This window comes from Microcoleus sp. T3_D1 (assembly GCF_036700405.1).
Classification (GTDB): domain Bacteria; phylum Cyanobacteriota; class Cyanobacteriia; order Cyanobacteriales; family Microcoleaceae; genus Microcoleus.
This window is the reverse complement of the sequence record NZ_JAUBOV010000043.1, coordinates 1-24368: the sequence shown is the minus strand read 5'-3', so window position 1 is coordinate 24368 and position 24368 is coordinate 1. Positions and strand designations below refer to the sequence as shown.

At 45.7% G+C, this 24368-nt stretch carries 14 protein-coding genes; all 14 read right to left on the bottom strand.

Features of this window, described 5'->3' with window-relative positions:
* Positions 1 to 382 precede the first annotated feature (382 nt).
* Positions 383 to 1528 (bottom strand): ParB/RepB/Spo0J family partition protein, encoded by a 1146-nt coding sequence (locus QT992_RS19630; RefSeq protein ID WP_333337222.1) that lies wholly within the window; start codon positions 1526 to 1528, stop codon positions 383 to 385.
* Between the two features lie 108 nt (positions 1529 to 1636).
* Positions 1637 to 2467: a ParA family protein gene (locus QT992_RS19625; protein ID WP_190655507.1), complete on the bottom strand. Its 831-nt coding sequence runs from the start codon at positions 2465 to 2467 to the stop codon at positions 1637 to 1639.
* Positions 2468 to 2774: 307 nt separating this feature from the next.
* The gene (locus QT992_RS19620; RefSeq protein ID WP_333337220.1) at positions 2775 to 3218 is read right to left on the bottom strand and encodes a hypothetical protein; all 444 of its coding nucleotides are present in this window, start codon (positions 3216 to 3218) and stop codon (positions 2775 to 2777) included.
* Between the two features lie 704 nt (positions 3219 to 3922).
* Positions 3923 to 4177, bottom strand: a complete 255-nt coding sequence (locus tag QT992_RS19615; RefSeq protein ID WP_333337219.1) for a hypothetical protein — start codon at positions 4175 to 4177, stop codon at positions 3923 to 3925.
* Between the two features lie 832 nt (positions 4178 to 5009).
* On the bottom strand, positions 5010 to 7397 hold the full coding sequence (locus QT992_RS19610; RefSeq protein ID WP_333337217.1) for an ATP-binding protein: 2388 nt from the start codon (positions 7395 to 7397) through the stop codon (positions 5010 to 5012).
* Between the two features lie 520 nt (positions 7398 to 7917).
* Positions 7918 to 8721, bottom strand: coding sequence for a hypothetical protein (locus QT992_RS19605; protein ID WP_333337215.1), 804 nt, complete (start codon positions 8719 to 8721; stop codon positions 7918 to 7920).
* A 109-nt stretch (positions 8722 to 8830) separates the two neighbouring features.
* Positions 8831 to 10855, bottom strand: a complete 2025-nt coding sequence (locus tag QT992_RS19600; RefSeq protein ID WP_333337213.1) for a hypothetical protein — start codon at positions 10853 to 10855, stop codon at positions 8831 to 8833.
* Between the two features lie 169 nt (positions 10856 to 11024).
* Positions 11025 to 11729 (bottom strand): hypothetical protein, encoded by a 705-nt coding sequence (locus tag QT992_RS19595; protein WP_333337211.1) that lies wholly within the window; start codon positions 11727 to 11729, stop codon positions 11025 to 11027.
* Positions 11730 to 11893: 164 nt separating this feature from the next.
* Positions 11894 to 12979: a hypothetical protein gene (locus QT992_RS19590; protein WP_333337209.1), complete on the bottom strand. Its 1086-nt coding sequence runs from the start codon at positions 12977 to 12979 to the stop codon at positions 11894 to 11896.
* Between the two features lie 23 nt (positions 12980 to 13002).
* Complete coding sequence (locus QT992_RS19585) at positions 13003 to 13998, bottom strand: hypothetical protein (RefSeq protein WP_333337207.1); 996 nt, start codon at positions 13996 to 13998, stop codon at positions 13003 to 13005.
* A gap of 14 nt (positions 13999 to 14012) precedes the next feature.
* The gene (locus QT992_RS19580) at positions 14013 to 17216 is read right to left on the bottom strand and encodes a hypothetical protein (RefSeq protein WP_333337205.1); all 3204 of its coding nucleotides are present in this window, start codon (positions 17214 to 17216) and stop codon (positions 14013 to 14015) included.
* A gap of 274 nt (positions 17217 to 17490) precedes the next feature.
* Positions 17491 to 18102: a hypothetical protein gene (locus QT992_RS19575; protein ID WP_333337203.1), complete on the bottom strand. Its 612-nt coding sequence runs from the start codon at positions 18100 to 18102 to the stop codon at positions 17491 to 17493.
* Between the two features lie 136 nt (positions 18103 to 18238).
* Positions 18239 to 20647, bottom strand: coding sequence for a hypothetical protein (locus QT992_RS19570; protein WP_333337201.1), 2409 nt, complete (start codon positions 20645 to 20647; stop codon positions 18239 to 18241).
* Positions 20648 to 21062: 415 nt separating this feature from the next.
* Positions 21063 to 24305, bottom strand: coding sequence for a hypothetical protein (locus QT992_RS19565; RefSeq protein WP_333337199.1), 3243 nt, complete (start codon positions 24303 to 24305; stop codon positions 21063 to 21065).
* Between the last annotated feature and the right edge of the window lie 63 nt (positions 24306 to 24368).

Below are 24368 nucleotides of genomic sequence, written 5' to 3'. Positions count from 1 at the left end.
CTTCATACATCTGTGCAAGCTATGACTCAAAAAAAAAGATTCCTTTGATACAAGTAAGGAATCATTTAGGCATTAAAGTTTGGACTAATTATTAAACAATCTAATTAAAGGTAAAGGCATATAATGAATATCAATGCAACCCCAACAACCCCCGCCCAAGTCCGCCAACACCTAATCGACGCCTTACAACTCGACCTGATCGGCCCCATCCCCGACGACGAAGCCCACGCCGCAGAAATCATCAACCAACCCCCTTCCCGCTGGTATCTCAGCGGTTTTCTCGTACCCTGGTTTGCCAAGATTAGAGGCATACGGAGCGATGAAAACGGCGAGTGTTTCCACTCGATCGATTTTAGCAAGCAGACCGATCGAAACTTTGCCGTTATTTCTCAGTATTTTGCTTTAAAACCGCCTCAATTTCCGCCAGCTTTTGGCGCAAAACCTCCTGCAACTCCACAAGTTGGTCAACCTCAGCTTGCTCCAACACTTGAGGTGAGAGCTTTTTCAAATTCCCGGCTGCCAACTTAACCTGCTTGAATTGGCGGGCTGCCCCTGGGAAATCATCCAGATTAGAATTGATAATTTCTTGCACCAATTTACGAGTTTGAGTCACCGACAATTTCTCGGCAATAACTCGATCGGTTGCTTGAACTCTAATCGGCTGCGCTTCTTCCTCTGGCAAGACTAAATTTTTAGCAGAGAGTTTAGAAAGAGCCATTGCATGAACCCCTTTAAGTCCTAATTGCCTGATAGCAGTCTTAAGGTCATCAGCCAAAAACAGCATCGGGAAAATGTTGGCATCGATAGAAGCGGGATTGAGCTGCAAATCCAACAGTGTCCGCAAAACGGCCAACTCTTGTTCATCCAAACCCACAGCGGCCAAACCCTGTTGCTGCTCGTCAGGTGCCACCGTCACCAACTCGGAAACCAAGTTCATTCGTTTTTGCGCGTTCAAGCGTCGCACCACTGTCGAGAGAATGCGGGGGATAGTTGCAGCTTCCAAACCCGTATTTTCAGACAACTCCCGCACAATAGCTTCTGCTTTATCGAGGGGATTGAGATCTTCCCGGTGCAGGGAAGTCAGCAGTGCTTTGCGGTGCAAAGCCGCGGGTTCTGGAACGATCACAGCTTGTAAAGTTTCCCAGCCCAGATTTTTAGCGCTGCGCCAGCGCCGCTCTCCATCGAATATCACCAAATCCCCCCGTTGAATCAAGATAATGGGTTGCAGTTGTCCGTCACTAGCGAGGGAACGGGACATGGACTCGATACTTTCTGGCAAAAATGTCTGTCTGGGTTGTTCAGGATTAGGCTGAATTTGGTCTAGTGAAATGGAGAGGATACCGCTGGCGGATTCTAGTTGTTCTCGCAGTGCAGTCAATTGAGATTCCAATTCCGTTGAACCCGATTTTCGCAGTTCTTCAATTTCTGCTTTGAGTTCCTGAATCTCGGATTCAGCTTCAGAGAGGTGCATTGACTGCTTGGCGGATGAAAAATAATTTCCCAAGTCGGGAGCTTTACGGGTGGCCATAGCGATTTTAGATTTTAAATTGGGGATTGGAAGAAGTCAGTTCATGCCTATAAGCCAAAAACGAAGGATTCGTTTTCGCCGGCGCAAGTTGTGACTGTGAATCAAACACTATTTCTTTTTTTTTCCTTTTTTGGCAATAGCCGGAGCAACTCCATTTCCCATTAAAGTAGCTAACTGTTTAACAATTTCTTTGAAGTCGCCTAAAGCTGGGTGAAGCGGGCGATAAAGGTGTAATGGCAACCCTTGACCGCTGGCATTGACAAATTCTGCACTGTCCCGAATAGGTGGAAAAACGCGGATATTCATCTGCTCTAGCTGGGCTGGCAATGACTCTAAAAGTTGTCGGTGGACGGCTCGTTTCGTATCGTATTGGTTGGGTACAAACCCTAAGATTTCTGGTTGCGGCTTGAGGCGTAATTGTTTGCAATGGTGGTAGTACCACTCCAGCAGGTGAGCTGCTCCTTGAATTGATTTTGGTTCGAGCTGTACGGGCACTATTATATGAGTGCAAGCAGTTAGTGCCATCAAGGGCAAGGGGCCGAGGGTAGCGGGGCAGTCGAAGATAATTAGGTCGTGATCCATTGGATAGTCGCTCAGGCAATCGCCTAGAAGATAAGCGCCACGCTTGTGCAGAACTAACTCGTCTGCTGTTTGCGTCAGCGTCATTCCGCCTTGACAAACGGTTATATTATTGGTGTGGGAACTCCAGCTAGGAGTAAGAGGCCAAGAGCCATTGAAGCTTTCTCGCATTATGGCGGACAGTGTGTGTTCTGGCTCTGGCGGATTTAGACCGCAAAAAAGGGTCAGGGAGCCTTGGGGGTCGAGATCCATAATGGCTACTTTCAAACCCCTTAACCCCAGTTCGTAGGCGAGGTGAACTGAAAGTGTGGTTTTGCCAGTGCCGCCAGCATTGCTGATGACTGCTAGTCGAATTTGCATGGTTTTGAATTAAGTAGATGATTAAAGTATGATATATCGAGAGCACGCATCAGATATCGATATATGAGAGGGCATAGCCGCTAACCACCGTTCTGCCTTACGTTGATCCAGCAAGTTAATATTTAGTCTGACGAGTAGATTATCGTCAAGTTTAGTACGGGGAAGATTGTTGAAAAGAATTTAAGTTCGATCGCTAGACTGAAACACGGAACGTCATATATCGATATCTGAGGTATGGGATCTAACCGCCGAGTTAACTTCGAGCGCAGTCTTGGGACGGTGCGATCGTACAATGTACTAGGGAACTTCAAAGGCACGGAAGGGTTGGGCGAGTCAACTGAACAATTTGCATTAAAATACCTAGAATTAGTTGAATGTTTTCAATAAAATGCTCTGTTGTTTCAATATAAACCGTTCTATCTTCTAGTTTCATGAACCTCCAGATACTGCCTGTTGTCACTGCACCATAAACACAGGAAATGCTGTTATCTTTTTGAATATTAAAAATCTGGGCTGCCAACATTTCTGCAATGCACTGGGCAATTCCCGATTTGATATTGTCATTCTTGGCTTCGACAAGTGTAAACACGGGAGCATTTAAAGATAATTGTTCTGGTGAATGACTAATCATAAAGTCACAAATGCCATTCAGTCCTTTGACTCGATCAATATTAAATTCCGTACCGGAAAAGAGGCTGATTTGACGATCGCACCGCCTGCGGAGTTCAATCAATACCGGAGCGACTATCATCTCCGATGTGCGATTCGTTTAGCCTAAATGGATAGGTTCTCCTATCCAGGGACGGTTAGCCTGACTCCGAGGAGTTAGTGATAACTGATTACACTTCTGGGTGAGGCATTAAGTCAAGTCCCAGTCCGCAGGTGCAGCGGTAAAAGCATATCCCCTATTTTGTTGGGTAGCAACCAACAGGATAAAGCGGGGATAAAAGGCAGAAAGACTCTTAGCCGAAGGGGGTAGCTGTCGAGCAAGAACTTATGCGTAGCGAAAGCAAAAATGTGTCTGAACCACCGTTATGATAGATGGTCAAACGGCTGATAGACCAAGCCAAAAGGCAAGGATAGGGCATAAGCAATTATCGGATTGACTTATATGCACTGCCCAAAAACCCGGTGGAAAACATTACGCTGTCATGTTCAACCAATGTGTAATCGGAACGAAGTAAAGTATTCATAGCCCTTTGATAACATAAGTAGGTTGCTAGCCGTAAGCTGTGAATGTGAGGGATGGTTGCAGAAGCCAAAGCGGGCGCTGTAATGGCAGAGATATGCTGACAGCGCCGGATGGTGTAAAAGATAGAGACTAAGTAACCCTTTAAAAGCCTAATGCCACAGAAAAATCTGATGGTGGGATATAGGGGTCAAAAGAAAACTATCAAGCGGTAGAAATAAGATCGTGATGCGATCATACTGTATCCATAACCAGGATTACATCATTCAGGAGCCGTGTGCGGTGAAAATCGCAAGCACGGTTTTGTAGGAGAGATGGTGGAGGACACTCTGCCATCGACTCTCTAACCGCGCTTTTTCCGTGTCAATTCCCAAGGCTAAGGGAATATTTTCGGCTAAGGTTTCCTTTAAAAGCTGACTGGGTGCGATCGGTTCTACAGCCGTAAAGACTTCAGATACTTCTCTAATTGTTAAGCCGAGTTTATGCTTAATATCATCTAGGGAAAATTCGCTATAAGACATAATAGTTGCACCTTTCACTCCGTCGCTCTAATTTTATATTTAGATCGCGTTCGTTAAGCCAGGAAGCTATTCATAGCTTTGTCCCGATTTTGGTAGGTTTTTACGAACGGATGTTCCCAACAGATATGACCAATAATAACCTTTGTTCCCGATCCCAGCTCGCTCTGAATCTCCAACTGAGCGCTAATCTGCTCGACCCGCTGCCACATTCCACCCAGACCAAATCCGCTGACTTGCTACTGCGGATCGAACCCGCATCTGTCGTTACGTACAGACAGGTACAGCCGATAGCATGGAGTAAACAATCAAGTGAGCGTGAGTTGTTAGCAGATTATCGGCTGTACCTCTGCTCGGCATTGCTCTGTCAAATCGTGCTGCTCTGAACAAAATCGTCCTAATGCTTTGCGAGCTACCGAACGTCATATATCCATATCTGAGGTACGAACTCTAAAAACCGAGTTAACTTTGATCGCAGTCTTGGGATTTGGTGATCGTACAATCTGCCGAACGTCATATATCGATATCTGAGGTACCGACTCTCACCGCAGAGTTGATTTTGATCGCAGTCTTGGGATTTGGCGCTCGTACAATCTGCCGAACGTCATATATCGATATCTGAGGTACGGTTGTAAACACCCCGTCAGCTTGGATCGCAATCTTGGGATGGTGAGTTCGCCTAATCTACCGAAATGCACTCGGTGAACGTCATATATCGATATCTGAGGTACGATTCTCAAAACCGAGTTAACTTTGAGAATAGTCTTGGGATGTGGCGATAGACTAAGGTTGAACTTCATATATTGATATATGAGGTACGAATCTAAAAACCGAGTTAACTTTGATCGCAGTCTTGGGATTTTGCGATAGTACAATCGGCCGAAATGCAATTCTGAGTCAAATCGCTGATAATATCTAAGCTCATATTGTTAACTAATTTAGTCAAAGCCAGAGCAATTTGCTTCTGCGACAGCGGAATTCGCTCAATCAACAGCCTTACTGCTTGCTCATCTCCACAAGCGGCTGCTTTGTAAAGCTTCTCAATCAACTCCCTCGGCAACACAGACAGCGACTTAGAAGTCAGTTGCATAACAGGCTCATCCTGTTCGGACTTCCTAGACGACTCCTCTTCATAGATATAGCGAACTCCCAAATGAAGCGCCATCTTCTCAAAAATTACTGTTTCTCGGAACGGTTTGGCAACAAAGTCATCGAAGCCGTTCGACATGGCGAGTTCCTGGGTTTTAACAAAAGCATTAGCGCTCAAAGCAATAATCTTAGTGTTAGAACCGTTCGGCCGTGCTCGAATTTTTTGAGCAGCTTGAAAGCCGTCTAGAACAGGCATCCTCAAATCCATCCAAATTAAATGCGGCTTGTACTTTCGCCACAATTTAACAGCCTTAATTCCGTTATCCGCGAACCACACCAGAAAGCCAGCCGACTTCAATATCTGAGTTAGCAACAACCGATTTGCCGACTCATCATCCGCTACCAGAATGCGATAATTTTGTTGGTTGGATGCCAACCCCTTCACTCGTTTTTGTGGCAGTCTGTCATAAATTTCGCTCTCAGTTGCATGACTGACTTTAATGTAAAAACTAAAAACCGTACCTTTCCGCACAGAACTTTTGACCTTAATTTCGCCACCCATCAGCTTTACAAAAGAGCTACTGATTGGCAATCCCAAGCCCGTTCCCGTTTGCGATTTCCTACCAGTTTCAGTTTGCACGAACGGCTTGAACAAACGGCTAATCTCTTCAGGGGCAATACCAGGGCCTGTATCCTTCACCGAGAACTGGAGAAAGAACTTGGATAGCGGTTTTTTAGCCATAGACTGAAGGCATTTTACAGTCAGCTTCACCCTACCCGCCTCAGTAAATTTAACAGCATTGCCCAACAGATTAATCAAAACTTGGCGCAGCTTGCTTTCATCAGTTCGGACGTATTGCGGTACATCATTCCTGCGTTCAAAAACAAGTTGCAATCCCGATGATTGAGTTTTGAGTTGGAACATCCGTTCTATGTCCGAGAGCAAACTGTACAAGTCAACAGCAGTTTCTTCGAGGGTGATTTGACCTGCTTCAATTTTGGACAGCGACAAAATATCGTTGATTAGTTTCAACAAATGCTCGCCACTGCGATTGATAATATCTAAACTCGACTGCTGTTCCGGTGCAGTTTTTTTAGAGTTCACAAGCAAGTGAGCAAAACCGATAATCGCATTCAGAGGCGTTCTCAATTCGTGGCTCATGTTAGCCAGAAAGGTACTTTTAGCGCGATTGGCGCTTTCGGCTGCAATTTTAGCTTGTTTTAGTTCCTTCGTTGTCTGTGCAACTTGCCGCTTTAAATCGCCGGAATATTCTTCTAGCCGCTGGCGAGATGCTTTTAACTGGGAATTCATGCGCTCGAAAGCACAAGCTAAGGCTTCGAGTTCCGCAACGCCGCTACCTAAAACTGTTGAGTCGAAGTCGCCATCAGCTATCGCCTCTGTTGCCGAAATTAACCGCAGCAGCCGCTGTTCTATTCTTAGGGAAATGGACAGCAAAAGGCAGATAGAAAGAACCAAAGCCAGCAGCACGAGCAAAATAGTGTTGCGGGTGTTAGCCTGAACTTTGTCCGTAAAATCGGTTTCAGGGACAACTGCTACAATCAGCCAGTTTAAGCCTTTCGAGTTTTCAAAAGGTCTGACTTGCAGTAAGTATCTAGAGTTGCTGGCGGTAAAGTTAAGATTTTGGCTGCTGTTAATAGCAGCGAGGCTGCCATAATGTTTAAGCAAATACTCTGTTGAAAGCTGGATTACTTTTTGTTGCAGAGCTTGGGTGCTTTCTCGCTGCAGTCCGTCAACAGAAATAGACGGTTTTGGTTCAGTTACCTCGTTCCAAGCAACTAAATGTCCCGAACGGTCTAAGATAAAGGCTTGACAGTTAGGGCTGATGTGGAAATCGTGCAAGTTAAATTTTGAGGTTGGGGTAGAAAAAGCAGAATTTGTTTTTTGTTGACGGAATATTGTTTTTGGAGAGTCTGACCCATTTCTTTCCCCATTTGGTTTGATTGTGACTCCGGCTGTTTGACTTGGGCGAAGTTGGTTCACCGAACCAGTTTGCATTTTCTTATAAGTCCCTTCTTCTTTCCCAACCCCAACCCGTTCTTTTAAGTAGCTGTCAAGGCGGTCAGAGATGCGGCTCGTTGCTTCTCCCAATAGCTGTGCAACTAAGTCATTCATTGTCTGCCGCCCTGTTTGAAAAGAAAGCCATCCCGTTAGAGCTAGTAAGGTTGAAATTAGGAGAGCGTTGGGGACTGTAAGCACAACGCGCAGCGGGAGGGCAGACTTTTTTTGAACTGAGCTTTTTGGGCTGAACATTGGTTAAAAAAAAGGAGTGGGAATGAGGAAAAAAATGTTCTTCTTCAGAGGGGAGTAACACCAGAAGTAGAAGAGTTCTCCTCTTCTCACTCACCATCCCCGCTCGGTCTCGTTATGCTGTTTGACTAATTCCTATTAATAGTGCAGCCTCAAACCAATCTGAATCCGTCAAAAGCCATAAGTTCTCAGAGCGAGCGGTTAGTGACACAGGCTCCAGCCTGACTCAGCTTGGCAGTATTGAGGAGAGGATTCGCATCTCAACTTTTCGATAATCGGATGGGTAATAGGAAGTTAGGAGACAGTCAGTCAATTCTCTCCCACTCCCCATTCCCTACTCCCCACTCCCCATTCCCGTTACCTATTCCCGCAGCTCCGGCTCCAATCAAAAAGCAGAGCGACTTTTAAGAAGCCGAGTAGTTCGGGCTGTTGGCGGTTGTCGCTGTTGAAATCTTGTTCCAGGGTAGTTGAATTCTTCTCGTGCAATGCGGCTCAGCTCGACAATCACAGACAAGTCTACTCCGGCTCGTGCAGCAGCATCGGCCACCGATAGATTCTGATTTCTTACCAGAGCTAAAAATTGTCGCACGCTGTAGACTACTGGGTCGTTGGCTGCTGTGTAGCCTTTTTGAATGGCAATCAGCAATCCTTTTTCAACATCTGATGCAGAGGGTGCGCGACCTCTATCAACGTTCACAGTCGGCGACATTCTTGGGGTGACGGGAGCGATGCGAATTCCTAAGTGTTCTGGTTCTTTGTTGGTAGGAACGATGTTGAAGTTGTAAAGTCGCTGTTTCCCTTTTGAATCTACAGTTTTGATTGAAAGGTTAGTGATGGTAGCTGTGGTAGCTCCCGGAAAATTGAGCGCTTGAATGGGACGCAAGAAAACAGTTTTGGCTTGGCCGCTTGCCAACTGTGCGTCGGTGCTGAAAACTATTTTTGAGGGGTCGGCAATTAAAACGTAGGCGACAGCTTCATCGGTTGAGCTGAAGTCGATCGCACTCGCGCGACCGGGATAGACTAAAATATCGATCGCACTATTGACGGCAATATCTCGACCCACAGTTTGATAGCCTGTTACTCTTGATTGAGCAAAAGCACAGTCGGGGTAGCTTGCAGTAGCGAACACTGCTGTGAACAAAAGCCCTCCGAGGGAAAGCATTCTTGGGGATTGGATGCGATTCGTCATGGCAGTTATTCGTTGATGTGGAGAAAATTGTTGACAGTAGAAACGGGGATTTCCTTTACTAGTCGCCGCAGTCGCGTTGGGGCGACTTAACCGTTTACCAACGCCTCGGTCAACGGTAAATGTTGAGAAAGCTGTTAACAGTAATAGAAACCGGGGTTCCCTTGTTAACCACAGCTACATTGGGGCGATTTAAAAGTTCTTCAGTTGCTCTATCTGAGCGGCTTTCCATCCGTTTTGCCAGGGGGCTGAAGAAGCCATCGAGGACGGCTGACCAAATTTGGGGGTCTCGACTTTCAACGGTGGTTGTACTGCGGACATACCTACCGCTAATACTGCTAGAGCTCCTGACTTTAGGCTCTGCGAATACTTGACCGACTCGTCCAACTCCCGACAGCACTGCGGTGAGGATATCCTGTCCGGCAATATCGGAACCTGGGTCGAAGTAGCCTGAAGCAATCAACGGCCCAGAGCCCTCTCCTGCAATCAAAATTGCGCCTTCTGGAATGGGCTGCTGTTTAATCTGACCGTTTCTATCAGAGTAGACGAGCGCCACAGCAGTAGCTTGTACCATGCGATTGGTTTTGCTGACGGTGTTAGCTTTGGCAATGACAACCGTGCCCGCAGGAAAAGCAATAGAGCCGTCAGTTGCCGTGAAGTCGGCTGTGAGAGTGACGGCAAATTTGTCGTAAAGCTGTTTGCCTGAGCCTTCATCCCACAGCAGGGGAACCGAAACTATGCCGTTGGCTGTGGTTCCAAGGGGAACCTGAGCTGTTTGGGAGGTTGAGGAACTTTGGGGCGTGCGGTTGAGAATGCCTTTTGCCCCTGGGGAGTTTACTTGTTCCAGAGTTGGGGAATTTGTTAAGGCAGAAGCCTCTGGAGCAGTTTCTGGGGAAAGGGTTTGAAATTCTGTATCAGGCAAGGACGTTCGGCGAGCGCTCAGTCGAGCCGCAGTCTCGATTGGGCTATCGGTAGAATCGGAACTTGTTTGGGGGGAAAGGGCAGCCGGAGTTAATTGGTTAGTCGAGTTTTGGGAGTTATCAGTGGTTTCGAGGCTGTCCTCTGCTGGGGGAAACTCCGGGTGTAGCCTTTCCTCGCTGACGTTATTTGGGCGGTTATATAATTCTTGTGGGATTTGCTCGAAAGAAACGTATGAGGGTTGCGACTTTTGGTTGCCGACATTGACTGTTAGGAATTCAGTTGTGGGAGCTGGCTTTGTCAGAGCGGCGGCGGTAGCACTTGTTGTCGCTGGAGTGCTTGGTGTTGCACTCACGGCATTCGCTATTCGGTTAGGGTCAAAATTTCCCCTAATTTGTCCGAGTTGGGCGAGTTGGTTCCACCGCTCAAACGGGTCGATTTTTTCTTCTGTTGGAGTTGGAATTAAAGGTGGGGGTACTAACGGTTTGAGTATGGGGGCCGGTGCGGGTGTTCTTGAGGGTACTCTTTGAGGTATGGGTGCGGGTAGTGTTACCGTCCGCACTACTGTTCTGGGTGCGGGTAGGGGTTCGCGTAGAGGAGTAGGTGGCGGTGCAGCGCTCCGGGTAGCGACTAGACGCGGAGTTCGCGGAGTTCGTGGGGTTCTTGACGGTTTGGGCGACGGTTCTGTTTTGGGTTTTGCGGTTTTTTGCGGTTTTTCGGCTAACAGTTTTTGTTGGTCTTGGTAAGCTAATTTAGCCAGCAACTCCGGTTTTTCATCTTTAATGGTGCCAGAAGAGCTTTCTTTTGGTGTTGATTGTGCGATAGCTTCGCGAGGTGATTTAGGCTTGATAAATTGCCAAATCAGCAGTCCTAGCAATAGTATTCCACCAGTCAATAGCAGTATTGTCACTGCTCTAGGAACGCCTCTTTCGGAAACAGGCGGGGGCAGTGGGCTTTCCTCATCTTGAGCGAGTTGATATTGAGTTTCCAATGTTAGGGGTGCATTGGGGTCGAAATTAGCAATGAAGTTTTCATCAATATCATCGTCAGAAGGGGAAGGGTTTGGAGAAGGGGAAATAGGGGAATTGATGTTATCGTCATCATTATTGGGGGTATATTCACTTGATGCAGTTGTATGATTCATATTGGCTGTAGTGGTACTATTATCAGGAGTGGTATTAATTGGATTTTCGGTTAATCCATTTCTTTTGTTAGTCATGGGTTTAGAGTTGAATGTGTTGTGTTTAACTGTAAACAAAAAAGCAAAGAGAGAAGACTTCAAGCAAAGGGATGAAACATACTAAATGTTTAAATTATTTAGTTGTTACGGTAGGTTTTTAAATTTACCCACTTGTCGGTTCGGCCCCTTTCCATGTCTCTTTCCTCTTCTATGGTTTGAATTCGACAATTCGGGAAATTTCTAATCCGGCTGCTCTCAAAGAGTGAATAGTCTTCTCTAATTCATTAGCGTTTTCTTTGAGAGGGGATTTGGGAATTTCTACGGCTTTGACGGTGAAGGTTCGATTAAACTGTTCTCGGCTTTCTCCAATACCTTGCTCTAGCACTACGCGAGTAGCAATTACATCTATTTCCCAAACACCTCTTTTTATTTCTCTGGGTTCTGAGATGTGAGAGATATAGACTCCAGAGCGGGTTTTTCCTGAATAGATGGTGTTGGGAACGAGTTTGGCAAGTTCGACCAGGGAAGCTTTACCAAACTCTGATTCCATCATCAAGGAACCCATCCAAGCAGTTGTAGGAACTTGGGAACCTTTAACTTTAATGCCGGGGTCTGGGTCATTTGTGCCGGGAATTTTGCCTGACCAAGCCCAGGTTAAATTTACCCAACTGGATACAAAATTTTGGATAATTTTCGGCTCTCTGTACAGTTCATCTTGTTCTGCAATTCGTGCTGCGGTTCCGTCTTTTAACTGGACAAAGGTAACTTTTCTTTGAGATAAGGATCTCAAACTGACTGTATTCACTAAAACAGCAATTGTCAGGAGGAAAACAAAGCTTGTTAGCAGGACAAAGCACAAGGCTAAGGTGTTTTTAGATTCAGGGAGTAAGGGTTGGGATTGTGAAATTTTCATGGTTTTATTGGAGGGGGAAGGGGAAGGGAGAGGGAGAGTTGGAGAGTGGGGGAGGGTGGAGAGAGGGAGGACAAACAAGTTATTATTAGCTTTTATCGCTACTAATTAGTGCTAGTTTTGATTCAACTCAAAAAAGCGAAAATCTATGCTTCCTTCCCCTTCCCCTAGATCAGTTTTCCGGCAATAACGCCGATCGCGTTACTGGCAATATCTGTAAGCTGTTTGGTGCTATTGGCGATCGCACTGTACAAAGCAGTTCCTCCACCCTTGGCTATTAACACAGCTAGAACGGGAGAAAACACAGCTAAAAAGAATAAAAAGGCGATATCTGTAACTAACTCTGCATCGGACTTGACAATCACTACAGCGACTAATCCAACGACAATGTTGTAGCCCAATTGCACTCCAAATAACGACATAAATCCTATTAACCAAGCCCAGATTGGTTTTCCTTGCAGTGGCAATAGTGATAAACCCATTGCCAGAGGCCCGAATAAAGCTGTTAGCAACAAGGCTGCTTCTAAAATGTTGACAAATGCCCACTGTACCGATCTAAGAATTAAGCGAATGATGGGCAAGACAGTAGACCTAAAAACTTGCCCTGCAAAATCGCCATTTCCTATATCCTGAAGATTGGCAACATTGCCTAAGTTTTCGACAAATCGCTGCAAGCTTTTGAGAGGTCCTCCATTTTGCTGTTCGGCTGCCTGAAGGATTTGTTGAGCTGGCTGTTTTTTGCTGTTCCAGCATTCCACTAAAGCTGATCCAACTTTGCCCTGACATTCGCTGTAGAGTTTCTCAATCTCTTCTTTTCCAGCACTGGTGAGGTTAACGTCGCTCAGGGCAGTTCTGAAGGTCATTTCTCCGACTTGAATCTTCATAATTTCTTGCACTTGAGTGCTGCCTACAGCTTTGATGAATTTGATGCTCTCAGCTAAGACTTTACCGTTGTTACTGAGAAATACTACAATCACAAGCGGCCAGATAAACATGGCTACTAGCTCTGACCAAGACTGTTTTTCGATGATTTCTTTGCCACTGGTGACAGCGAGGTAAGTAACAGATATTCCCGCCAGAATTAGTCCGAGTTTAACTAAAGCAATCCAGAGAGAGGATTCTTGAGTGTTGAAGGTGTTAAACCAAACTAAATTCCACGATTCGACGGTTTTTTGAGAGACTTCTATGGCATCAGAGAGAGTGTCCAGGGCTTGTCCTGCTGTGCTAGTTTGGGCGATTAGTTGTGTCAGCATCGCGGTGTCTCCTTTTTGTGATTTCAGTCTTCGCTTGCCCCTAGGGTGATGCCTCCCGGCATTTGAAACAGTCCGGCTTGAGTAGAAGAAGCGGTAGCAGCCGCAGCATCCTGCCGTCTCTGGGCTGTGTTAATTTCGTTGAGTTCTTCAGCTTGTTGAGCATTGAGAATGTTGGCAAAACTGCGATCGATTTGAGCTTGCTGGCCCTGCATGACTAAAGCACTTTGATTTTCTGCTGATAAGGCTGCTTGCTTAGCTGCGATCGCACTTTGTTGAGATATATTTCTCATAATGTTCTGTGTGACATCTTGACCTTCTGAATCAGCACCCAATTCCATTGAATTTTGGCTCTCGCGATTAGTTTGCTCTACGTTCTGCTGGACAATTTCTTTCATCTGAGCTTGCTTTTGTTGAGCTTCTTTACTGAGAGTGGCTTTATTGGCTTCACTGACAGCACTTTCTCTTTCTGCTAACTCTGCGTTGTTCTCTTTGAGGCTGTAAGAATCTTGCGGTTTCTTCTCTAAAGCAGCGGATAGTTTTGTCCCTTCGCTTTCGGAGGTGTTGCCGTCCATTATGCTTTTAACTGCTTCTTTTAGGTCTGGAACTTTCAATTCTCCTAGGAATGAAGAGAGGGTTGACTCTATTTCACTGCTAAATTTTTCGACTTTATTTAACAAATTGTCCCAGATGCCTGAGATGCTGTCGGAGATGGTGGAGATGGTATCTGAAATTTCGCCTGTTATGTCGCTAATTGTGTTTTCTATACCTCCTATTTCTTTCGGGTTGCTCAAGAAGTTATTAGCTGATTGTTGGATTTGGCTTTCTATTTGTTGATTGGGAACTGTGAAGCTGGAGCGGTTGAAAGTGCTGCTGTTAGGATTGCTTAAGCTGGGAAGCTGTGTAGCAGTCGGATTGCTGTCAGATGTTTGAGCTTTTGCTTCAACAGAATTCAGTATTAAGCTCAGCCAAATTGCAGGAATACTGAGGGCAAGTTTGACAAGAATTTTCGGTGATTTCATCGGTTTTTCTCCGTCTAGCTAGCAATAAGGTCTTGATGAGATTTGTGTTCCTTGATATCTGTGACTGCATTCTTGCCAATATTGGCTAATGAACGCCCTTCTTTAACGGCTTGTACATATTCCGATGCAAATTGTTTGAGTGCTAGCAATTGCCCTTTTAACGTATTGGGATATTGAGCCATCACTCGCGCACGAGCCATCAATTCAGCTTGATTGTTAGCCACACTTGCTAATATCATTTCGCCTGGATAGTATCGGCTTTGCCAGAAACGACCTCCTTTTTCAATTAGCCAATTGGAATAAAGGTCGGCAGCTCTGGGAAGGAAAGCTTCTGTGGCATTCTGGCTAATAATTTCAGCCGGATATCCCAAATTTTTGATCCAAGAAGTGGCTCCGTTTGATGTCAATCTTCCGGTAATTCGATACACCATGTTTTGCATAATCATAGTTCCCGCACTACAGTCGCAAATACTGTCGATATCTTGGGATAGCAAGAGCACTGAAATGCCATTCTTTCTACCCACTGCACAGAGTTCGCCTACTACTTCAGCAAATCCGTCTTTTTTAAACAAAATCGAAAGTTCGTCTCCGATAAATAGGCTTTTAGGGTGAGAAAGTGCGTTGCGGATGCAAGCAGCGTGGGCGTTAATTGCCATCAGGTATTGGTCTTGTTCGTTGCCCAAACCGCTAAGGGCAAAAAACTTAACAGCGGGTTCGGGTGAAAATGTACTCGGCCTGCCAATTGCTTTTCCTAAAGGTGAGGCTAGTAATGCGTTGCATTGAGTGATAATTTGGTTGATGGCAATGCGGTCGAAGTCGGTAAAGGTTTGTAGGTTTAGTTGCTCTTTTGTGCAGAATTTCAGGAGGTTTGTGAGGGTTGGCATTTCTTGCCACGCGGTCGATTTCCAGCCTTTTTCAAAGGCCGTATTGTAGCGCTCGATAATGTCTGGGTCTTCCAGAAATTTTTTCAGAGTTAGCAGCAAAATGGCATCGACTCGCTGCGCTAGTTTTGGGTCGCGGACTTTGCCCATGCTGATAATAGTCAGCGCTTTTCTGATAAACTCTTTCCATTGGTCTAGTCGGCGCGATCGCTCTTCTCTGTCAAAACGCCTCAAATCGGGTATTTCGAGTAGATTCGAGCTGCCAGAGGTGATGTCGTAGTACGCACCGTCGTCGCCTAACAGTTTCACTGCTGTCTCAAAGGTACTGCCGCTTCCTGCTGAGATGTCCATACCGACTACTGGGATATTAGTGGCTAAAGCATCGACCGCAAATCGCCATCCTACAACGCTTTTACCGCAACCGGATTCACCTGTAATAACGGCGCGGCTAGTTTGGTTGTGCATGAGGTCAACGTACACGGGTTTGCCGCCTTTGGTGATGAATTCAACTCCTTTTGAGTCGATGTCCCTTACAGCAGTTAAGGGCAAAATACCGGGGACAGTTTCGGTGTCTAAGGTGAGACGGCGTTCGTTAATTAGCGAACTGCTGTGCAACAGCCAGCTTACAGTAATGGGCAAAGTTTCTAGCCACAGTTGCCAAGCAATGTTGCGCTCTCTTAATACCTTGGCAGAGCCGAAGCTGTGGGAGAGCATTTGGCAAGCGTGTGTTAGTTGCTCCGGCGTTGGTCGGTAGACTAAGAAGGTGACAGCAGCGTGAATTGCTCTTGCACCTTTGTACATTTTTTTCTGGGCTTCAAAGGATTCTTCCTGTTTGACTTCTGCTCCTACATCGCGACCTTGACCTTTTTCTAAAGCGCGTTTTTTGGCACTTTTAGATTGTTTAGCTTGCCTTGCTAAGTTGTCTTGAATAATAAAGTTGGGAGCGGCGCTAATTTCGACAACGGCTTCAGTATCGCGGACGTAGCTGTTGCTCATAATTTTCCAGAGCCATTGCAGTTGCTCTCTGGTATTGAGCCAGCCGCCGGGGCCCTCTTCCATTGTTAGCACGCCGCATTCTGCGTTTCTGCCGGGGAGCAAAATGCGTGAGCTAGCTTTTCTGTGTTCCGGGCAGCTCGAACGGCCGCTCATACCTTCAATTAAAATGGTGCAGGCGTGTTTGTGACTGTTGATGGTTTCGGTTAGTTTGTAGTCCGACGCGGTTTCTTTTAAGGTGAGAAGTTGAGGGATAGGAGGCACAGGTGCGTTGTTGAATTTTTGCCACAGCCACCCCCACAGCGAACGGGCATTCATGGGTTGAATTTCCAGTCCGATTTTGGTGTTTAGCAAGAGTTCCCAACGGATGTATCCTTGCTCGAAAGCGTCGAGCAGCAGTTGTTTGTAAAAACGTTCAGAGTAGATGCGCTCGTTGCCTGTAAATTGTGCAGCAATGCTGTTGGCTGTGTTGACAATTCCATTGATGAATTTGCTCAGAGGGTCATTGGATTTGGAGCCAGATTGAGCGTTGAATGTCCAAGTGCAGAAAATAGTTTGGTTCCACATTTGTCGGGAACCTGCTAAGTTGAGTTCTTGAATGCGTTTCTGTTCGTTACGAACGAGTACAGAAATGGGTTTGAGGTGACAGTTGTCAGCCAATTCAGTTAACTGTTGCTGGCGAACGCAATCGCTGCTGTAGCAGCCGGTGTGAAAGGTCATTTTTTCGCCTGGGGCAATGTCTTTTAGCCCCTCTTCTAAGGCGGTAGCTGCGTTGTTTACTTCATGGCGGTACAGGATGTTGTGAAAGCCAGCCGTCTCGAATCCGAATACAATTTGATATTGACTGCCTTCATTCAGTAAGTAACCAGAAACTTCTCGACCATCCTTTTTGACAGTCACTAAACACAGGAGGTTTTGGTAGTTTTGGAAGGGCATAAGTCGGCTGTTACCTCCTTGTTGATTGGGAGCAAGTTTGGGTTTAAGTTGGACTCGGACTTGTGAATCGCTGATTCGGTGGCGAATCGGGTTTGGTCGGTGTTGGGGAACGGGAGAAAGGTATAAAAGATTACCGTTGTACCACTCATTCCCCGGCGGAGGTCTAAACCTGTCTACAAAAAGGTGAGGTTTGTTACCTGTCAGGAGCCACCAGCTTATAATTAGCCAGAAAGTAGTGGTGAAAAACCAAGGCATTCCTAAGCTGAATAGGCCGTTGGTGAGGATGTAGGAAATTACAGTGATTAGCATCCAGGGAATTAGCTGTTCCGCTGGAATGATGCCGATGCTGGCTTGTTTGCCGAGAATTTTATTGACGGAAATAAAGTCTTTATCTGGGTCTTTGATCATAATTTAAACGAGTTTAGATTTGAGGTTGAGGTATGGGGGAGAGGGGAAGAGGGAGAGAGGGGGAGAGTGGGAGAGGGGGAGAAGTTTGAAAACTTGCATTGCAACAACCCGATAAAAACTAGAGGGCTTCAACATCTAACATATACTCACCCACTTGAAGAGAAATGAGGGATTGTGTAACTGCCATCTACCTGAAAATTTAAACAGCTTGCTGTTTACTGCACACCTCTAATCTCCCCCACTCCCCCATTCCCATTCCCCTTCCCATTCTTCCCTAAGCTCCTCCACCTCCGCCATTGCCAATGAACAGAAAAGTTATTACGTCAACGGCAATTACAATGGCAAAGGCTAAGGCAACTTGGGTAACAATTGGTCTCCAGTCATTACCTTGTTGTGCTTGGTTGTAGGCGAAAAGAGAAGCGGCTGCTACTAACAAAAGAAATGCTCCGCGAATTAAGTTGAAAATCAGTTCGATGACTTCAGCATCAATAGCTTCGCCTCCTGCTGAAGAGGCTCCTTCTGCGAGTTCTTGCATAAATTCTTCTAAGCCGGAGAGGAAGAGGGCGTTGGCTGGGGAATCGAGTACGGAGAAAAGTGCAGTAGAGGTGATAATGGCAGTGGCAATGTGCCAAAAGCGGATTTTGCAACCAATGTATCGCTCTACAATGGGAATAGCTCTAGTGAGGTGCCATAAACTCAAAAACACAATGCTGGAGCAGCCTAAAGTCGCAATTAAGAGCGGGTCATGAATGCTGAAGTAGATGAGCGAGGCTAGGCAAATGCCGAGGAATGGAAGGTCGCCCAGTTTTATTTTCTGTTGTTTTAACCAGCGTGATAATGAGTTGCGGTTTTGTTGATTTCTTGTTTGGTCTAAGTAAGTAGCCATGTCACTATCTCGATTACTTGAGTGCTTTAATGCCAATTTAAGTTGCACCTAATCCCTGCAAAATCGCCAAAAAAGGTGATTTTATACAGTGAGAGTGACCCCCTCCAAATGGAGGGTGCAAGTAAAAAAAGTTATTTCAAATTTCCATTTCGGTCTCAGTTTTTCTAGCTTCCTGCTTGTTGGAGTTCTGGTTTGGAGCAAGTTGCTGTTGGGAGAGGAGATTTTCAACTACTTCTGGTGGAATGTCGCACAGAAGTACCTCAAGATTACCTTTTTGGAGGCTAGCCTCAAAAACTATCTCGCTGTGAGAGTTAAAGCCTTTGACAGTACCCTTCGACTTGGATTTATCGCTGAATTCGACTTCAAAGTCGAGGCGCGAGCCCTGGGAATCGGTAAAGCTCACTTCATCCTGACCGCTTCTCTTTACCATTTCAGCTAGCCGCTCTTGGTTGAGAGCTTGTTGAAAAATCTTTAAGCGGTCGAGTTCTTCTTTTTCTTCAGGTTTCAGGAAGTCGTTTGTAACTTCCCATTCTCCAGTTTGATCCTGTACTGCTGAAAACAGTTCCTCGCCTTCCTTAGTTTTTAAGCTGACAGCGGTAGAGGAGTCAAAATTTGTTACATAAAGTTTGGCTTGTCCAAAATCTACGCCGTCTTCTAATGCAATGCCTTCCGCATTTGCTTCTTCTTCAGCTAGGCTATAAATTTTTGCCAGTGTTGCTGCAAGTTGCGCGTCCTGAGTAAGATTTGGGGCTGTCACAGTGATTTTTTTAGCAGTAGCGCTAGCGCTGCTGCTAGCTGGGATTGTTGATTCCAATGAAATTTTTTCACCTATTTCTGTTGCGTTTTGTACGAATTGGTCGCTGAGCGATGGAGTTGAGCTGTCGGGCGGTTCTAATTGTGCCTCGCCAGCTTGAACGCCTGTCTCGCTTTTTTGAAGAGAAAGTTTGTTCTCTAAAGCTTCTATTCGTTGTTCTAGGGTATCGAGTCGCTTTTCAAGTCGGTTGAGTGCTTCATTTATTTGTACGAGCTGTTCTTCAAAACTCGCCTCTGTGTCAATCTTAATAGAAGCCGTTTTTTCAGAATTGTTGTCTCTCACACTGCCGGAAATTTTATCAACTTTTCCGTGGACTTTGCTAACAGCTTTAGCTAAGAGCATACCGGGTGTTGACACAAGTTCGGCATCCGGTTCAGGTAAGATGTTTTGTTCCGGTTCTGGCTCCGGTTCAGCTATTGGTAAAGTTTCGGATTCGACCATTGCATCTGCAACTGAATCCGCTTCAACCAAGTTGGTAACTCGCTGGGAGAGCGAGTCAGCTCGCTGGCTTTGAGCTTTGAGCCTTTTGACAAGATCGGCAACTTGGCGCTCTTTTCCAGCCCCAAGAGCAGCTTCTATAATTTGAGAAGCTGCTTTTTTGCCAATCAGAGTAGCGAGAACCGCAACTTGAGCACTCATGCCGCTGACAGTTGTACCTTCTACCTCACTTCCAGAAATGGCTGTTCTACCACTGACTTGTACAGCAGCATCGAGGATACTATCGATGTTCTGGTCGTTTGATTTTTTGCCTTGAGGTCGCTGTTGGCTCGTTCGGGTTTTGGAAGGTGTGACTGCTAAGGATTCAGCAATTTGTACCGGTTCATCTGTCTGAAGTTTTCTTTTGGTTTGGGATTTAGCTGATAATTCTTCTTCTTCCAAATCTTCTCGATCAGAGTTTTGAAGGTGGCTTTTAGTTTGAAACTTAGCTTTGGGTTTAGGTGCTTCGAGTTCAAACTCATCTAACTGACTTAGCTCATCTCTCGGAGAGCGGCTTAAGGCTTTAGATTTAACCAGTGGTTCTTCCGACTCCAACTCCTCTACGTCATCTTTTCGGGATCTTCTTTTGGTTTGAGAGTTGGGTGATGGCTCGTCGTCATCCGAATTTTCTATTTCATCTTTTTTCGATTTGATATTGGCTTTAGATTTCGATCTGTGCGATGGTTCATCATCTTCTAAGTCATCTAGCAAATCGTCTTTTTTAGACTTGTTTGCCGTTTGAGATTTCGATCGACGCGAGGGTTGCTCATCCTCTAATTCATCTAGTAAATCGTCTTTTTTAGACTTATTTGCCGTTTGAAATTTAGACTTGGGGGAGGGTTGCTCATCATCCAATTCATCTAGTAAATTGTCTTTCTTAGACCTTGTTTTAGTTCGAGGCGAATCGAGTAATGCTTCAATTCCTGTTTTAGTAAATCGGTTGTCGTCCGGCTCTCCTAAGTGTTCCATCATGTACTTTCCTGTGGTAGAGCCGTACTCTGGTCGATCGCTCAAACTGAGGACGAGTCCGTTGTGCTTGACCTCCACGCTAATGCCAGGTTTGCCGTCGGCTTCCGTTAGTTCTTCAATTGCATCGGCAAAATCTTCTACGCTGGTGAGTCCATTTTCCTGGCAGTAATCTAAAGCTTTCTCGCAGCGATTTCTTAGGTAGTTGAGGATTTTCTTGCCCTCCGCTGTGTTAGGGGTGATGTAATTTCCCTGGCTTCGGCTTCGGTATGCTGTTTTTGTAGCCATAATCTTTGTGGCGGCGTGAGTGGATATTTCCCATGAAATTCGAGCAGTGTGGCTAGTGACTTCACTCTAAAGAGCGGTTTTGGGGAGTTAAAGTGACCCCCTCCAATCGGAGGGGGAAGGTTAAGCGGGAGCAAAAGAAGTGTCATATCATGTCCGTCAAAATACCCATAAAACCGCAGGCTTCAATGTGTGTTGTACAAATGTCCTCAAGGGAGGTGAAAGTCGAATGTGTCTTTTCTTGCGTCATTCGACTTTCACCTTCGACAAGCAAGACACATTTAGGCAACACGCATTGAAAAGGTTTGCGCTTTTTATATGATTTGCATGAGCAGGTATTTGTAAATTCGCCACAGCAAAGTAATAGAATTGCAATTACGGTCTAGTTAGCGGACATAATATGACTTCCGAAATTACGTTAAAGTTGTGCGTCGGCAACTCTAAATTTTGAAGATTCCGAAGCTAATTCAGGATCGACTTTTAAGAGATATTTGAGAAAGTGAGCGCTGCTATTTTCCGAAAGCTTTTTAATAACTTGACCTGTTTTTAAGTCAGCAGCTAAGACCGGATTATCAGCTTCATCTCTGACTAAACACCTAACATTATTGCGAGATTTGCTAATAAAAGCTGTCCAGTTTCCCACAGGAATTGTAGTTTCTCCAGTTTGGTTATATGCTTCACAAATCGCATCTTTCAGCAATTGTGAGAGGTTGGCGGGGCTGGCAGGAATGTCTTCGGGTTGAGACGGCTGTTTGTTTTGGGTAGAGGTTGGCGATACGGATTGCGATCGCTCTTGACAAGGGGTTGGCGATACGGATTGCGATCGCTCTTGACAAAAGGTTGGCGCGACTTCTGCAAGTTCCTCAACTGATTCAATTAGTCGCACAGAGCTAGGGTTGATGTTTAAGATCAGAGCACTACCTTTAGGCGAGGGTTCAATAGTGGCCTCAAAGGTAGTGCCGATCGGCAATTTAGGTGAATTAGCAGAGAACATGGCTAGCTCTTGTCCGTCAAGGAGGACAATAGGGCTGCCGTCGCGCCTTGAATCGGTACCGCTAACAGAACCCACCTCAAAAGTCAATGTTTTCTGCCTCCATTTTGGACTGCTAAAGTCAACATCTTTCAAGTCATTGTACTTCTGTCCAATCAGTTCAGCTCTGTCAAACTGAAAGGTTTGCAACTGCTGGCAAATTTCATCTGTAAACAAGTTGAGAACCAATGCTGCTTTAGGTGTTTGGTTTTGGGACTCAAGCCAAGTATAATCAGCAGGAGCTACAATGCGTGAACTCACATCTTTGGTGCGACCAAGACCATCGCGGTAGGTTAAGTCTAAACTGTCGATGTCGTTGACATTTTCGCAAAACTTCTTCTCAAGAATTCCCACCAGTTTTTCGCTGGGTTCAATTAAGGCAAAATTGACCATTGGCAGGCTCGGATGCAAAGTTGCTTCATATTTAATGCCTTTGCTGTCTAACAATTCTTTCCAATGTCCAGCTAAGTCTTTGCCAACTGGCTGTCGCTTCTTATCCCTGACAGTCTTATTGCTGCCGTCCCGTTCAAATTCCTCGAAAGGGACACTCAGAACGTAAGTGTCTTTTGGCATTGCTTCGTGGAGTCGCTCGTACTCAGGTTCAAGGTTGAATTCAATCAGCAGTTGGCGAGAAAGTTCCTTACAAGCTTTGCGAGGAACTTCTAAGTTGGGATTTGCGGTTTCGACGTGCCACATCGCACTAGCAGCTAAAAACCGTTCTTCAGGGTCAGTCCAAGCTTCGGTCACATCGGCTCTTAAGCTCTCGTATAACTTGCTGACGGCTTCTTTAATTGCCTTAGAATCGCCGCCGCACTCCAAGTGAATTTCACCCATCCTTTCTCGATAGCGTTCCTTAATATCTTGCGCCCACCTGACATAATGTTTCTCCCATTTTTCTCGCTCATCTAAGTCCGAAGGAGACTCAAACAAGTAGCGAAATTCGTCGCGGTGGCGGCTTTTTAAACGAGTCGGTTCCCACTCTGGGTTAACAGCCTCCCTAGCAATGCAATTGATAGCGGTGCCGTCTCCTATAGGTAATGGCACGGTTTTGTAAAGCCTGGGGTCGTCTTTGTAGTCAAATAGGTAGCTTGGGTGCTGTTCTGACCACTGCTTAGCCTTGGACAACAAGGTGGGGTGGTGGTCTTCGGTGCGAGTAGCACTTTTGGGACTATCGACTTCAATTTGCAGGGCATCAAACAGCTTTCCAAGAAGCTTCCGCTTCTGTTGATTGAATAAACTTTCTGGCTGTCCTGGTTCTGCTGCTGACGATTGCACTCTCCCGATTAAGGTAGCCACCCAGCCGATTTTATTTTGGGCGATCGCTACGGCAATTTGCCGCAATTTGGTATACTTGCGATCGCCATCACTATCGGTAGCTTTAGTGTAGTCAACTTTCTCTCGCTTCTCAACTGCATCGTACTCATTCTCTTGATTAGCGTGCCTGGTTTCAGAGGCAATATTCGGCATCCGAGAAGCAGGCGTAACTACCAGTTGGTCGCCGTCAAAATCACATTGATGATGCTGCATGGCTTGGTCAGAGCGAATGAAAACGCACCCTTTGTATTGCGTTAATGCGCGATGGCTTTTGTTGTCTACTGTGTAGCGGCGGATGTTATCTTTACTGACAATTGGGTATCGGGTAACGATGACTTCTGTGCCGTGTCGCAAGTGAGGGGCAACAATTGTACCGGGCTTGAGGCTTTCACAAGGTTGAGCCATTGCTGAACCATGATGAATTGCTCCTTTAATTGCTAAGTCTTTCCACTTTTTAGCCAGTTGTTCTTGCATGAAATCGACGACTTTGGGAAAGTCGAGGAGTTGACCGAGTTTGTCGTTCCTCAAAATTGAAATTAGCCGGGATTCGTTGCGTTGGGCTTTTTCATCTGTTTCGTCTTCTAATCCGCTGCTGTCTTCGTGAAGGCTAGATTGAAAAGCAGCTTTTTTGTCGTGCTGCTCCACTAAGTATTTGGCAAGTTGCAGCCGGTTATTTTGCAAGTCAGCTAGCTTTTGGGCTTCTATTTTGGTCGGTGTGGCTATGTCAGCCCCAATAGCTGCTTCGGAATACCAAATCGAAAATTGCCAGGAATTTTCGTATTCAGTTACTTTGGCGTTGCCTCGATTTCCCAGTATAGCTTTGGGAAATTCGTAGTCACCACAGGGGATAAGTTCAGCTAATTGCTCTTTAGCAACTCCTTTGATAGAGGAGCGATCCATAATGATATCATAACCCAAGTCGGAGGTTAAATTAGCATCAGGCAACAGCGTTCCTTTAGCAAGAAAGCTAATTTCTGGAGTGTGGCAGTCTTCTTGTCCCCATTCCTGCATCCAGGCAAATCTGAATTGAAAAGGTCGGTTGTAATTCCCTCCTAATTGTTGGGCTAGTGCCGGTGAAATTTTACCGTGACAGTCTCCGGTTTGCCACTTATGAGCTTTCGCTTTTTCACTCTCGTCATCGCTTTGAGAATCAACAATTTTGACTCGCAAGGTTTCGCCGTCAAGGGAGCTATCTAACAATTTGGCTCCTTGGTTGCAACTGCTAACTAGCAGTGAGCCGTAGCGACAGGCGTGGTCGGGTTGGGTTTTGAATACGCTCAACAGTTTGGTTGAGAGTTCAATGCAGGGTAATCGCATCTTAATTTCGATGTCATTGTCAAGAAGATTGGCTTGACATTTGACAGAGGGATTCAACGAAAA